12 protein-coding genes are annotated in these 13,608 nt (G+C 69.1%); 5 read left to right on the plus strand and 7 right to left on the minus strand.

Annotation, left to right across the window (positions count from 1 at the left end; genetic code table 11):
* Positions 1-5: 5 nt before the first annotated feature.
* From LTV02_RS12005 to LTV02_RS12035, 7 genes are read right to left on the minus strand one after another with little or no spacing between them, the layout of a single operon-like run.
* On the minus strand, positions 6-1,217 hold the full coding sequence (locus tag LTV02_RS12005) for an acyl-CoA dehydrogenase family protein (protein ID WP_233040062.1): 1,212 nt from the start codon (positions 1,215-1,217) through the stop codon (positions 6-8).
* Entirely contained in the window at positions 1,201-2,322 is a 1,122-nt protein-coding gene (locus tag LTV02_RS12010; protein WP_233040063.1) for an acyl-CoA dehydrogenase family protein, read from the minus strand. Before LTV02_RS12010 ends, LTV02_RS12005 begins: the two co-directional genes overlap by 17 nt.
* Positions 2,319-3,860 carry an AMP-binding protein gene (locus LTV02_RS12015; RefSeq protein ID WP_233040064.1) on the minus strand — a complete coding sequence of 514 codons (1,542 nt, stop codon included), beginning with the start codon at positions 3,858-3,860 and terminating at the stop codon, positions 2,319-2,321. The genes LTV02_RS12010 and LTV02_RS12015 overlap by 4 nt, the downstream gene beginning before the upstream one ends.
* A 2-nt stretch (positions 3,861-3,862) precedes the next feature.
* Entirely contained in the window at positions 3,863-4,873 is a 1,011-nt protein-coding gene (locus LTV02_RS12020; RefSeq protein ID WP_408639398.1) for an alpha-ketoacid dehydrogenase subunit beta, read from the minus strand.
* Positions 4,874-4,884: 11 nt separating this feature from the next.
* Positions 4,885-5,874, minus strand: coding sequence for a thiamine pyrophosphate-dependent dehydrogenase E1 component subunit alpha (locus tag LTV02_RS12025; RefSeq protein ID WP_233040066.1), 990 nt, complete (start codon positions 5,872-5,874; stop codon positions 4,885-4,887).
* 55 nt (positions 5,875-5,929) lie between these two features.
* Positions 5,930-7,324: an aromatic ring-hydroxylating oxygenase subunit alpha gene (locus tag LTV02_RS12030; protein WP_233040067.1), complete on the minus strand. Its 1,395-nt coding sequence runs from the start codon at positions 7,322-7,324 to the stop codon at positions 5,930-5,932.
* Positions 7,325-7,372: 48 nt separating this feature from the next.
* The gene (locus tag LTV02_RS12035) at positions 7,373-8,146 is read right to left on the minus strand and encodes an SDR family NAD(P)-dependent oxidoreductase (RefSeq protein ID WP_233040068.1); all 774 of its coding nucleotides are present in this window, start codon (positions 8,144-8,146) and stop codon (positions 7,373-7,375) included.
* A gap of 136 nt (positions 8,147-8,282) precedes the next feature.
* Here LTV02_RS12035 and LTV02_RS12040 point away from each other — a divergent pair, with 136 nt between their 5' ends.
* Genes LTV02_RS12040 through LTV02_RS12060 form a run of 5 tightly spaced genes read left to right on the plus strand, consistent with a single transcriptional unit; the run spans position 8,283 to position 13,604 of the window.
* Complete coding sequence (locus LTV02_RS12040) at positions 8,283-9,569, plus strand: cytochrome P450 (protein WP_233040069.1); 1,287 nt, start codon at positions 8,283-8,285, stop codon at positions 9,567-9,569.
* A gap of 8 nt (positions 9,570-9,577) precedes the next feature.
* On the plus strand, positions 9,578-10,432 hold the full coding sequence (locus LTV02_RS12045) for an MlaE family ABC transporter permease (protein ID WP_233040070.1): 855 nt from the start codon (positions 9,578-9,580) through the stop codon (positions 10,430-10,432).
* Between the two features lie 3 nt (positions 10,433-10,435).
* On the plus strand, positions 10,436-11,287 hold the full coding sequence (locus tag LTV02_RS12050; protein ID WP_233040071.1) for an ABC transporter permease: 852 nt from the start codon (positions 10,436-10,438) through the stop codon (positions 11,285-11,287).
* Between the two features lie 5 nt (positions 11,288-11,292).
* Complete coding sequence (locus tag LTV02_RS12055; protein ID WP_233040072.1) at positions 11,293-12,567, plus strand: MCE family protein; 1,275 nt, start codon at positions 11,293-11,295, stop codon at positions 12,565-12,567.
* Positions 12,564-13,604, plus strand: a complete 1,041-nt coding sequence (locus tag LTV02_RS12060; RefSeq protein ID WP_233040073.1) for an MlaD family protein — start codon at positions 12,564-12,566, stop codon at positions 13,602-13,604. The genes LTV02_RS12055 and LTV02_RS12060 overlap by 4 nt, the downstream gene beginning before the upstream one ends.
* Positions 13,605-13,608 lie beyond the last annotated feature (4 nt).

Genomic DNA, 13,608 nt, shown 5'->3' on the forward strand with positions numbered 1-13,608 from the left:
CCCGTTCACCCGCGCCTGGTCCGGCTCCAGGGCTGTCCCCGGTCCGGATCGATCTCGCGGTCCAGGCCCAGCACCCGTTCGGCGATGATGTTGCGCTGGATCTCGGAGGTGCCGCCGGCGATGGTGAGTCGGCGACTGTCGAGCAGCCCGTGGGCGGCGGGCGTCAGCTCCCCGGTCTCGGTGTACGCCGCGCCCGGTCCCGCCAGTTCGAAATCGAGTTCCGCGATCCGCTGCGACAGCTCCGATTGCGCCAGTTTCGTGATCGATCCGGCTGCGGCGCCCGACATTCCGGCCCCGGCCACACCAGCGCGCCGATTCGTCCACTCCAACGCCCGCTCGCGCACCAGCAAGTCGGTGAGGCGATCACGCGCCCCCGGTTCTCGCCAGGCCCCGGAGCGCCGGGCGCGGGCCAGCACCGGCCCCAGCGCCACCCCGCCGGCCTCGGAATCCCCAGAAAGCCCGGATCTTTCGGCCCCGAGCGTGGACAGCGCCACCCGCCAGCCCTCCCCTACCGGCCCGAGCCGCGCGGCATCGGGCACCACGACCCCGTCGAGAAACACTTCGCAGAAATGCTCGGTACCGGTGAGCTGCCGCAGCGGGCGCACGGTGACCCCGGGCGCACTCATGTCCAGCAGAAAACAGGTGATCCCGGCATGTTTCGGCACGTCCGGGTCGGTGCGCGCCAGCAGCATGCCGTACCCGGCCAGGTTCGCGAAGGAACTCCACACCTTCTGCCCGTGCACCACCCAGCCCTCACCGTCGCGCCGGGCGCGGGTGGATAGGCTCGCCAGATCCGATCCCGCCCCAGGTTCACTGAACAGCTGGCACCAGATGTCCCGGCCTCCGGCGATCCCGGGCAGATACTCTTCGTGCTGTTGCGCGCTCCCCCACTGCATGATGGTCGGCCCCACGAGCGTGCGAGACACGAAATAGGGTCCGGGCAGATCGCATCGGTAGCGCGCCAGCACCGCCGCCACCGTCGCGGCATCACGATGGTCGAGTCCCGCCCCACCGAACTCCCGCGGCCAATCCGGCACCGCCCAGCCCCGCTCGCACAGCGCCGCGTGGAACTCGCGCGCCGCCTCCGGATACGCCACGGCCGGATCGATCGCACCGTCACCGGCCGCCACCGCGTCCAGCCACTCCCCCGGCAATCGCGACCGCATCCAATCCTCCACCGCCGCAGCGGTTATGCCGTCCTCACGCGCCGCTGCCATGGCGTTCCTCCTCGAGATCGATGAGCGCGGCGAGCCGATGCCGATATGCGGATGCGCCGCCGGTGAACGCCGCCGTCTGGTGCGCGCGGCGCAGATAGCGATGCGCCGGATGCTCCCAGGTGATGGCGATCCCGCCGTGTAACTGCACGGCCGCCTTGGTGACCGCGGTGGCCGTGCCGGAAGCCAGTGCGCCCGCCACGGCGAGATCCCGCTCGGTCCGCGGGTCGGTGGGGGCCACGGTCAGCTGCCACGCCGCGCCGTACACGGCCGACCGGGTCAGTTCGACCTGCGTCACCAGATCAGCGAGGCGATGTTTGATCGCCTGGAACGATCCGATGGTCCGGCCGAACTGGACGCGACGGCCGACGTACTCGACGGTCCGCTCGAAGGAGCGCTGAGCCACGCCCAGTAGATCGGCGGCCATCACCAGGTGAGCCCGTCGCCGCACGGCCTCCAGGTCCGCGCCGTCGAGGATGACCGATTCCGGTGTCACGTCCCGGCATTCGATCCGCCCTAGAGGCTGTGCAGGATCCAGCGCTGACAGATCGGTGACAGTGACTCCGGGCGCGTCCGCGCGCAGCAATGCCAGCACAGGCGCGCCGTCGATGAGCGCCGGGCAGCCGATCAGACCGGCACCGTCCAGATTCAGCACCGGCTCCACCACGCCGCTGAGCCGCATGCCGTCCGATCCGCTGATACCCGGCAAGGGGTCCCGGGCCGCGCCGAGGAATCCGGCGCTCAACGCGATGCCCGGCCAGGGCCCGGAACCCGCACCGGGCGTGCCCGATTCGCCCGCCGCCCCGACGAGGGCCGGGCCGAGCGCAGCGCCGGCGAGCAGCGGGCCGGGATACAGCGCCGCGCCCGCTTCCTCGGCGAGAATGGCGAGATCGACCGGAGTGGCACCGGTTTCGTCGCGGGGCCGGGCGAAGATTATGTCTTCCGCCCCGAGCCCGCCGAGGAGCGTGCGCCAGCCGTAGCCGGGGCTCCGGGTTGCCTCGGCGGTGTCGAAGAACCGCCGCAGTACCCCTCGCAACGCGGCGTGTTCCTCGGTGAAGGCGAACACCGGAGGAAAGTCGGCGACCGGTGCCAGGTCGGTGCGGGTCATGACGGGCCTCCCACCGCGGCATTGCGCCGCTCCGCCAGGTACTTCCGGCGCAGGGCCCGTTTGTCGATCTTGCCCATGGCGGACCGCAGCTCCCCGTCCACGAATTCCACCCGGACGGGACATTTGTAGTGCGCCAGCCGATCCCGGCACCACGCGACGAGTTCCGCCGCGGCGGGCGGCTCCTCCCCCGCCACCACCAGTGCGCACAGCTGCTCGCCCAGATCGGGGTGCGGGATGCCGATCACCGCCACATCGAACACACCCGGATGGGCGCGCAGCACCGCCTCGGACTCGGCCGGATACACATTGACTCCGCCGCTGACGACCAGATCGGCGGCACGGTCGGTCAGATACAGGTAGCCGTCGGCGTCGAGGTAGCCGATCTCGCCGATGACGAACCAGTCGCCGTCGAGGTAGGCGCGCCGGGTCTTGCCCGGATCATTGTGGTAGGCCGGGCGGACGCCGAGAGTCGACCGGGCGCACACCAATCCGGGTTCCCCGGCGCCCAGCGGCACACCTTCCTCGGTGCGCACGCTCAGTTCGTATCCGGTCATGGCCCGGCCGACCGAGCCGGGGTGGGCGAGCCATTCGGCGGAGCCGATGAAGGTCACCGTGCCCACCTCGGTCGAACCGTAGGCTTCGGACAAGACCGGGCCGAACCAGTCGATCATCGCGTGTTTGATATGGACCGGGCACGCCGCTCCGGTGTGCACGATGGACCGAATACTGCTCAGGTCGTAGCGTTTTCGCGTCTCCTCGGGCAGCGCCAGCAGTCGCGCGAAATGGGTGGGGACCATCATCGTCGATTCCACGCGATGGTCTTCGATGAGGCGCAGCACCGCCTCGGCATCGAAGCGGCGCAGGATCACCAGCGGGTTCCCGACCGCCAGACCGCGCACCCCGCCGATCGGCCCGGTGTGATGCATGGGCCCGACGATCAGATGCCGCCCGCTCGGCCGCACCGGCGACTGCTCGAGCCGGCGCACATGCTCCACCATGGTTTCCCCGGTGGGGTACATCTGTTCCGGCAGCCGCACGCCCTTGGGCAGGCCGGTGGTGCCGGAGGTGTAGTACAGCGGCGCGGCGGGGGCGATCAGCTCCGAGGGTTCGGCGTCAGGGAACCGCGCGAGTAGTTCGTCCAGACTGTCGACGCCGTCGATTCCGGTTGCGCCCCAAGCGATCACCCGCACCGTATCGCTCGCTGCACGGACGGTCGCCGCCGTGTCCGCCGAGCACAGCACGGTGCGCACGGCGGCATCGTCGAGGATGTGCCGTACCTCGGCGGGGGTGAGCTGATAGTTCACCGGCACCACCGACAGTCCCGCGTACGTGGTGGCCAGGTGCGCGAGCGCGGTGTGCACGCTGTTCCCGGCCATGATCGCGACCCGGGCGTGCGGGCCGATCCCGAGCGAGAGCAGCAGGCCGACGGCGCGGTTGACCATCGAATTCAAGCGCGCCCAGGTCCATTCCAGGTCGCCGTCGGTGACGGCGACCCCGGCCGGATCCCGCAGCGCCGCCGCTGCCAGACCGTACGCCACGCTCAGCTCCCCACCCGCGCCCGCGAGCGCGCCAGGGTGGCGCGGGCCGCGGTGAGAATGGCTTCGGTCCCCGGCACGAACGCGTCCTCGAGCGGTTTGGCATACGGGACGGGCGTATTCGCCCCGGCGACGCGGGCCACCGGCGCACCCAGTTCGTCGAAGAGCCGCTCGCCGATCAGGGCGGCCAGTTCCGCGCCGAAACCATTGCGCCGCACCGCCTCGTGAATCACCACCGCGTGCCGGGTGCGCGCCACCGAGGCCAGGATCGTCTCCTCGTCCAGGGGCACCAGCGAGCGCAGATCGATCACCTCGGCCTCGATGCCGTCCGCGGCCAGCACCGCCGCCGCGGCCACGGCGTCGTGCACCTGGCGGCCGTAGGAGAGCAGGGTGATGTCGTCGCCGGCGCGCAGCGTGTTCGCCACCCCCAGCGGCACATAGTGCCGGCCGACCGGAACCGGTTGCGGCGGTGCGAAATACAGCAGGCTCTGCTCCACCATCACGCACGGGTCCGGATCCTCGATGCAGGCGGTGAGCAGCCCCTTGGCGTCGGCCGGATTGCTCGGCACCACCACCTTGATGCCCGGGATGTGGGTGAGCCAGGCTTCCAGCATTTCCGAATGCTGTGCGCCGAACTGCATTCCGGCTCCGGCCGCACAGCGCACCGTGAGCGGTACGGTGGTCTGCCCGCCGGACATGTAGCGCAGTTTGGCGGCGTGATTGGACAGCTGGTCCATGCAGACGGCGAGGAAGTCCATGAGCATGATCTCGGCCACGGGCCGCATTCCCGCCACGGCCGCGCCGATGGCCGCGCCCATGATGGCCTGCTCGCTGATCGGCGTGGCGCGTACCCGGTCGGTGCCGTACTTACTGGAGAGCCCGGCGGTCACCTTGAACACGCCGCCGCCGGGATCGGCGATGTCCTCCCCGAGCAGGAATACCGTGGGGTCGTGTGCCAGTGCGTGATCCAGGGCGCTGCCGATGGCCTGGAAGCCGAGCATCGGCTGGGTTTCGATCGCGGGGCCGTTCATATCAGCGCCTCCTGGTACACGTCGGTGGTGAGTTCGGACAGCTCCGGCGGCGGGCTGGCGGTGGCGAACTCGACGGCGTCGGCGATGAGCGCCCGCTCCGCGGATTCGATGCCCGCCAGCTCGTCTTCGGGCACGCCGTGCTCGATCAGGTACTCGCGCAGGCGGATCACCGGATCGGCGGCGCGCGCGGCGGCGAGCTCACCGGGTTGCATGTATTCGTTCTGATCCGACATCTGATGGCCGTAGAACCGGAAGGTCATGGCCTCCAGCAGGGTCGGGCCCGCGCCCGAGCGCGCCCGTTCGATCGCCTCGCGCGCCGCGCCGTACATGGCGATCGGATCATTGCCGTCCACCCGCACGCCGGGGAAGCCGTAGGCGGCGGCCCGGTCGGCGATGCGGGCGACGCTGGTGCCGTCGGCGTAGGCGGTGTGCTCGGCGTAGCGATTGTTCTGGCAGCAGAACACCACCGGCAACCGCCACAGTCCGGCGAGGTTGCAGGCTTCGTGGAAGGCGCCGATATTGCCGGCCCCGTCACCGAAGTTCACCACCGTCACCTGATCGGTGCCGCGCAGCTGGGCGGCCAGCGCCAGCCCGGCCGCGATGGGCAGCCCGCCGCCGACGATGCCGGTGGTCACCATCAGCCCGGACGCGGGGTGGGTGATGTGCATCGGTCCGCCCTTGCCCTTGCAGGCGCCGGTGGCCTTGCCGAAGTATTCGGCCCAGAGTTCGCGCAGCGGAACGCCTTTGGCGAGCTGGTCGTGCAGACCGCGGTAGGTGGTCACGACCTGGTCGTCCGGGCGCAGCAGCGTGCCGAGCGCGGCGGGGATGATCTCCTGGCCGCGGGGCGAATAGTACTGGGCGCTCACCTGCCCGGCCAGCACCAGGGCCCGGAACTTCTCGTCGCACAGTTTGATTCGGGTGGCTTTGCCGAAGATCGAGAGCAGCGTCTCGCGACCGATCTCGGCGGGAATGTCGGTATCCGACACGTCGACCCCATCTCTTGGTTGGTCCGAACAGGTGTTTCGTGGCGCGCGAGCGCGGCTAGTCGGCGAGGTACCGGTCCAGGTCCTGATGGAACTGCCGGATCCGGACCTCCTGGTAGTCGGCGAGCGTCACGCCGGGCTTGGTCATCGCCTTCAAACCCCGTTGCACGCGGGGCAGATTCGACAGGTCCTGGTTGAAGACCGGCACCAGGCCGCCCAGTTCCGGGGCGGCGCCGAAGTCCTCGTCCACGCCCAGCCAATGGATGGCGGCGCCCTTCGGCTTGGGCACCCCGGGCGGCAGCGGCACCAGCAGCATGATGTCCATGACGCACTGATCGGGATCGTTGCCGTAGGGCCGGAAGCGGTAGGTGATGGGCGCGCCGACCCCCGCCCACGGGCACATATTGGGGAACACGAAATACTCGATGGCATCGACGATCTCGGCATCGCTGAAGACCGACACATCCGCACCCGACGTTTCGGCCAGCCGCAGCCGCAGCGCCTCGGCCACCACCGGCCGGGCCGCCTGGCCCTCGGGTACGTGAATGGCGCCGACGCCCTCGGGATAGAAATCACGGAACATGGCTTCGAGCACGTCCTGCGGCTCGAGCGTTTCCAGATGCGGACTGTTGACCGCCTGCGGGGTGATCATCCGGTTGAAGCCCGGCTGCCCGTCCGCGCCCCGGTACACGTCGTACTGGGTGTTGCTGTCGCCCAGGTATTCCAGCAATTGTGGGTGGGTGGAGATGACGTGATAGGACTCGATGAACGCCTCCAGCGCCACCTTCCAATTGCAGGCGATCACCTTGGCGACGTGCACCGCCTTGAACCGCTCCTCCAGTTTGAAATAGGAGAAGTGCTTCTCGATCTCGCCCAGATAGGCGGACAGCGGCGCCGCGTCCGGGTCGGGATTGACGAAGACGAATCCGGCCCATACGCCTGTCTTCGCCTGCGGCAGTGCGAATTTCTCGTCTTCGACGTGCGGGAAGTCCCAGCGGCTGGGCACGTCGGTGAGCGCGCCGTCGAGGTTCCAGGTGAAGCCGTGGAACGGGCAGCGCAGCTGTTGCGCCTGCCCGGTCCCGTCGCAGAGCCGGGTGCCGCGATGCAGACAGGCATTGTGATAGGCGCGGATCTCGCCGCCGCGGGTGCGGACCACGATCATCGACAGGTCGGCGATGTCGTAGACGATGTAGTCGCCCGGTTCGGGGATGTCCTCCTCCCGGCAGGCCAGCTGCCACACCTTCTTCCACAGCCGTTCGACCTCGCGGCGGTGGAATTCGGGGCTGAGGTACCGGTCCTTGCCGATGTCCTCGGAGCCGAGATATTCGTAGGACTCCTCCAGCAGCGGCGGCGGCACCTGCCGGGTGTCGGTGGCGAGCAGGCTCTGCACGCTCGGCCCGGGTGAGCGGGCCTCGCCCGGAGCCGGCCGTCCCGGTTCTCGAAGGTCGGTCATGGGTTCCTCCAATGAGAGCGAAAAGTATTGGCGGGCAAGCAGGCTCGTTCAGTCGCGCGCCGCCGCCATCAGCTGCGCGACGTACTGCTGGGCGGCCAGGCCGATGAAGGCCGAGCCGTTGCTGGTCCACCCGCCGTCGACGAACAGCACCTGCCCGGTGATGTAGCTCGCGGCCGGGGAGGCCAGAAAGCCCACGGCGGCGGCGATATCGGCCGGTTCGCCGAGCCGGCCCAGCGGCATGGCCGCACCGATCGCCTGTTGTAAGCCGGGATCGCCGAATTCCGCGCCGGTGCCCTCGGTGACGACCAGGCCCGGCCCCACCGCGTTCACCCGGATCTTGCGCGGTGCGTATTCGATGGCCATCTGTTTGGTGAGCGCCACGATGGCGGCCTTGGACGCGGGATACATGCCGCGCCCCGGGCCCGACATCTGCGCCAGCACCGAGGTCAGATTGACGATCGCTCCCCCGGCCGCGCCGAAGTGCGGCGCGAACGCGCGGGCGACGAGCCAGCTACCGATCACATTGGTGCGCAATACCGCATCGACTTCGGCGAGCGTGGAATCGTCCAGGGTGCGCGAGCGCCAGATCCCGGCATTGTTGACCACCACGTCCACCGCACCGACCGCCGCGGCCAGCTTGGCGACCGACTCCTCGTCGGAGACATCGCATTTCACCGCCTCTCCCCCGGTATCGGCTGCGGTCGCGGCCGCGGCGGCCTCGTCGAGATCCACCGCGATCACCTCGAATCCGTTGTCCCCCAAGTGTTTCGCCACCGCCCGGCCGATTCCGTGACCGGCGCCGGTGACCAGGGCTTTGGACATCCCCGACCCTCCGTTTCAGGCGACCGCGGGCACGATCACCGCTTGTCTATGACACGCATCACTATTATATTGGCCAGATAATTAGTCAAGACATGTTCGTCTGCGCCCACTTCGGGCGGCATCCCTGGAGGCGGCTTTGACCGACACCTCACCCCGCACCGTCACCGACTTCGATCCCCTGGATCCCGTTGTCCTGCAATGCCCTTACGACTGGCATCGCACGCTGCGCGAGCAGGCCCCCGTGCATTTCGTGGCCGCGCGCAGCATGTGGTTCGTGACGTCACGGGAACTCGTCGCGGCCGCGCTCGCCGATCACGCGGTGTTCTCCTCGAATTTCGGGCTGCCGCAACTGCCCGCGCCGGAATCGATCAAAGATCAACTGGCCGAGATCGAAGCGCAGGGCTGGCCCGCGGTGCCGACCCTGCTCACCGCCGATCCACCCGAGCACCACTACTACCGGCGCATGCTGGCCAAGGCGTTCACGCCGCGCTTCGTCGCGCGGCTCGAACCCCGGATCCGGGAGATCGCAAGGTCTTTGACCGCCGCGCTGCCCGCCGGGGAGCCGGTCGAGTTCGTGCGGCAGGTGGCCGCGCCGCTGCCGCTGCGGGTGATCGCGCACGTGCTCAATGTGCCCGAGGACCGGATCGACGATTTCAAACGCTGGTCGGATCAGTTCACCGCCACCGTCGGCGCGGAACTCGACGAGGCGGGCCGGCTCGAGCAGGCGCGCGGGCTGCTGGAGTTCCAGCGCTTCTTCGCCGCCGAACTCGACGAGCGCCGCGCCGCGCCGCGCGATGATCTGCTCAGCGCCCTGGTGCACGCGCCCAGCGCCGCCGACGGTGACGAACCCATCGGCACCGCAGCGTGTTTGAGCATCATCCAGCAACTGCTGATCGCCGGGAACGAGACCTCCACCAAACTGCTCACCGGGGTGCTCGAGCAGGTCGCCCGCGATCCGAAATGGTGGGGCTGGCTGCGCGATGATCCCGCCTCGCACGCCGCGCTCATGATCGAGGAGGGGCTGCGGCTGCTGAGCCCGGTGCAGAGCATGTTCCGCATCACCAAATCCGAGGCGCGCCTGGGCGACTACACCATTCCGGCCGGGCAGCTGGTTGTACTGGGCTTCGGTTCCGCCAATCGCGACGAGACGGTGTTCCAGCGGCCCGAAGACTTCGATCCGCTGCGGCCGGATGCCAAGTCGCACTTGGCGTTCGGGGCAGGCATCCACGCCTGTCTGGGTGCGCCGCTGGCCCGGCTGGAAACCCGGATCATGCTCGAGGAACTGGCCGCGCGGTTCGGCGCGGCCGGTTTCGGTCCCGGCAACGACTTCGTGTACGAGCCCAGTTTCATGCTGCGCGGGTTGAAGAAACTGTCGTTGATCTTCGACACCGACGCCGCCGACCGCCCGGCCGCACGTCGATAGGCCGACCCATGACCGTCGAATCCGGCCCGTCCGCCGACCGCGCGACCCAGCAGCTGGCGCGCTGGTCGCGCGCCTACGCCGACCGGCATCCGGGCGCCGCGCTGCGCACCGTGGGCGGTCAGTTCGTGCTCGGGGTGCGCAGCTGCCAGTACCTGTTCCTCGATATCGCGCGGCGGCGCTTCCCGTTCGGCGAGTTCGTCGAGCAGGCCACGTTCATGGCGCGCACCGCCGTGGTGCCGACACTGTTCGTCACCGTGCCCATCGCGGTGACGCTGTCCATCCAATTCGGTTTGCTGGCCGGGCAGCTCGGCGCCACCTCGCTCGCCGGGGCCGCCAATGGCCTGGCGGTCATCCGGCAGGGCGCGCCCCTGGTGGCGGCCATTCTGATGGCGGCCGCGGTGGGTTCGGCCATCAGCGCCGATCTGGGCTCGCGCACCATTCGCGAGGAGACCGCCGCCATGGAGGTGATGGGGGTGTCGGTGATCCGGCGTCTGGTGGTGCCGCGGCTGGCGGCCAGTGTGGTGGTGGCCGTCGCGCTGACCGGATTCACCTGCTTCATCGGCTTTCTCGCCGGCTACGGTTTCACGGTCATGCTGCAGGGCGGCACCCCCGGCAGCTACACCTCCACCTTCGCCTCCTTCGCCACCGTCGATGATCTGGTGCTCACCCTGATCAAGGCGACGGTGTTCGGCGTCATCGTCGCGGTGGTGTCGTGTTACAAGGGCCTCGATGCCCGGCACGGTGCGTCCGGGGTGGCGAATTCGGTGAATGCCGCTGTGGTGCAGTCGATTCTGCTGCTCATGCTGGTCAATGTCCTGATCAGCCAGCTGTATCTGATTCTCTTCCCCAAAGCGAGTTTCTGACCGATGGCGACCTACACCGCGCCCGGGGTACGACCGCTGCTGACCGGCGCGCACGCGACCCGGCGGCAGCTGGCGCGCATCGGGCACATGGTGGCCTTCTTCTTCCGCGCCGTGGCCGCCGTTCCGATCACCTTGCGCCGCTATCCGAAAGAGTTCTTCCGGCTGCTGTCGGATGTCACCTGGGGCAACGGCTCCATCGTGGTCGGCGGCGGTACCGCGGGCGTGGTGCTGGTGGTGGGCGGGGCGGCGGGCGCGATCGTGGGCATCGAGGGGTACAACGCGCTGCAATTGCTCGGGCTGGGCCCGGCCACCGGGTTGATCACCTCGCTGGCGGCGGTGCGGGAATTGGCCCCGCTGATGGCCGCGCTGGCCTTCGGCATTCAGGCCGGTTGCCGGTTCACCGCGCAATTGGGGGCCATGCGCATCTCCGAGGAGATCGACGCGCTGGAATCGGTGGCGATCCGGCCGATTCCGTATCTGGTCACCACCCGGGTGCTGGCTTCGGCGCTGGCGATCCTGCCGCTGTTCGTGGCCTGCCTGGCCTTGAACTTCCTGGTCTGCCAGCTGGTGGTGTTCGTCTCCAGCGGTCAGGGCTCGGGCACCTATCTGCACTATTTCTCGCTCATGCTCAATGGCCGCGACATCGTGTTCGCGGTGGTCAAGGTGTGCGTCTTCGTGGCGGTCATGTCGACCATCCAGTGCTATTACGGCTTCTACGCCACCGGCGGCCCGCGCGGCGTGGGTATCGCGGCCGGGCGTGCCATGCGCGCGAGCATCACCATCATGGCCGTGCTGAACATGCTGCTGACCATGGCGTTCTGGGGCATCGACGCCGGCGGCCGGCTCGGAGGTTAGACACGGTGCGGGGCAATGATTTCGAACTCGACGGCCGGGGGCCGTCCACCCGGCTGCTGCTGGTGACCGGCGCGCTGTTCCTGGTGCTGTGCACGGCCGCCACCCAACTGCTGCTGGCCGAATCGGAGGGCCGGCTGGATCCGAAGGTCCGCGTCACCGCGCGGCTGGTCAGCGTCGGCGACGGTCTGCCCGCCAAATCCGATGTGAAGTTCCGGGGCGTGCTGGTCGGCATGGTGCGCGCCGTGATCCCGGCCGGGCACGGCGAACCCAATGTGGTGCACATCGACCTGAAACCCGACTACGCGCAGGGGATTCCGGGCACCGTCACCGCACGGATCGTGCCCGGCAACGCCTTCGCGGTCTCGACGGTGCAGCTGGTGGACAACGGCCCGGCGCCGGCCATCGGCGACGGCGCGGTGATTTCCGAGGATCACACGCTGCCCACCCAGCTGTTCCAGACCACCCTCGCCAAGATCCGGGAACTGCTGAACGCGGTGGGCCGCACCGACACCGACCGGACCCTCGGCCTGGTGCGGACTCTGGCCGATGCCACCGCCGGGCAGGGCGTGACGCTGACCGCCGCGGTCGACGGCCTCAACCGGGTGGTAGACGAGATGAACAAGTTCAGCATCGCCGACACCGGCCCGGCCACGCTGCGCACCTGGGAGCAAGCCCTCGCGGCGTTGGAAGGAACCGCACCCGAACTGGTCGACGCACTGCACAGCACGGTCGCCCCGATGCGCACCGTGGCGCGGCGGCAGCAGGAGCTGACCGCGTTGCTGGCGGGCACCGGCGCGACGGTCGACACCCTGCGCACCGCCATGGACAACCACACCGATGAACTGATCGGCATCACCACGCGATTGACGCCGGTGATCGGCGTGCTCGCCGACGGCTCCTCGGAGTATCCGGCGGTCATGCTGCGCCTGAACACCGTGGTGGACAAGTTCTTCCAGCAGCTGTGGACCCGCACCGGGGAGAAGCTGGCGTTCAGCTTCAAGCTCGTGGTGTCGCTGACCCCGCTGCGCATGTACGTGCGCGCCGACTGCCCAGTCTACGGCGAATTACGCGGCCCCAGTTGCGATACCGCGCCGGAGACCACCCCGGTCCTCGAAACCACGGGTCTGCCCGATCCGCGCGCGTATGTGCCGCCCGACGGCATTACCGTGCCCGCCACCGCGGCCGAACGGATCCTGCTGGGACCGCTCGCGAACCCCACTCCCCCGGCGTCTTTCGTCCCCGGCGTGACGCAGCCCGGCGAGAGCGGGGGCGAGCGGTGACCCCCGTGCGGCGGCAGGCGCTGTGGCTGGCCGCGTTCCTGACGGTCTGCCTCTCGCTGACCTGGACCATCTTCGTCACGCTGCGGCGCGATGTGCCCGGGCCCACCACCACCTACACCGCGATGTTCACCGATGTGTCCGGGCTCAAAGCCGGATCCGATGTGCGGATCGCCGGGGTGCGGGTGGGGCGGGTGGATTCGGTCGACCTGGACGGCGATCGCGCCAAGGTGCGCTTCCGCGTCCAGCGTGAGCAGCACGTGTACGGCAATACCCGGATCTCGGTGGTGTACCAGAACATTGTCGGGCAGCGTTATCTCGGCCTCACCCTGGCCGATTTCGGGCAGCCCGGCGAACTGCCCGCAGAGGCCGTGATCCCGGTCGAGCACACCGAGCCGTCGTTCGATATCACCAACCTGCTCAATGGTTTCGAACCGATGTTCACGCTGCTGGATCCGAAGAATCGCGGCAACCTGTCCACCGCGCTCATCGACGCGCTGCAAGGCGACACCCGCGCCATGGCGACGCTGATCACCGAGACGTCCGCGCTCGCCCAGACCGTCGCCGGGCCGGACGAATTGCTCGGCAAGGTCATTGTCGGTCTCGACCGGGTGATGGCCGATCTGGCCGAGCAGGGCACGCGATTGCAGACCACGCTCGCCCAGGTGCGCACCGTGGTGGACGGGCTGGCCGCGCGCCGCGGTGAGCTCGTCGCCTCGACGGGCGCCATCGCCGGAGTGGTCGGGCAGCTGTCGCGGGTGATCACCGGGACCGCCCCGGATCTGAACCAATTGTTCGCGCGCCAACCGGGATTCCTGGCCACCCTGGTCGGCAATCCGGACGGCATGGCCACTCTGGGCGCGAACTTGCCCGCGGTGTTCAAGGGCCTGGCCCGCATCACCGGGGACAGCGCCGCCATGAGCGCGCAGGCCTGCGACTTCAACTTCACCATCCTCGACTTCCTGACCCCGATCGTCCCGGCCATCGTCGACGGCGCGACGCCGGGCGGGCAGCGCAAGTACTCGGCAATGTGCAGGTGACACC

It is taken from the genome of Nocardia yamanashiensis, from assembly GCF_021183565.1.
Classification (GTDB): Bacteria; Actinomycetota; Actinomycetes; order Mycobacteriales; family Mycobacteriaceae; genus Nocardia; species Nocardia yamanashiensis.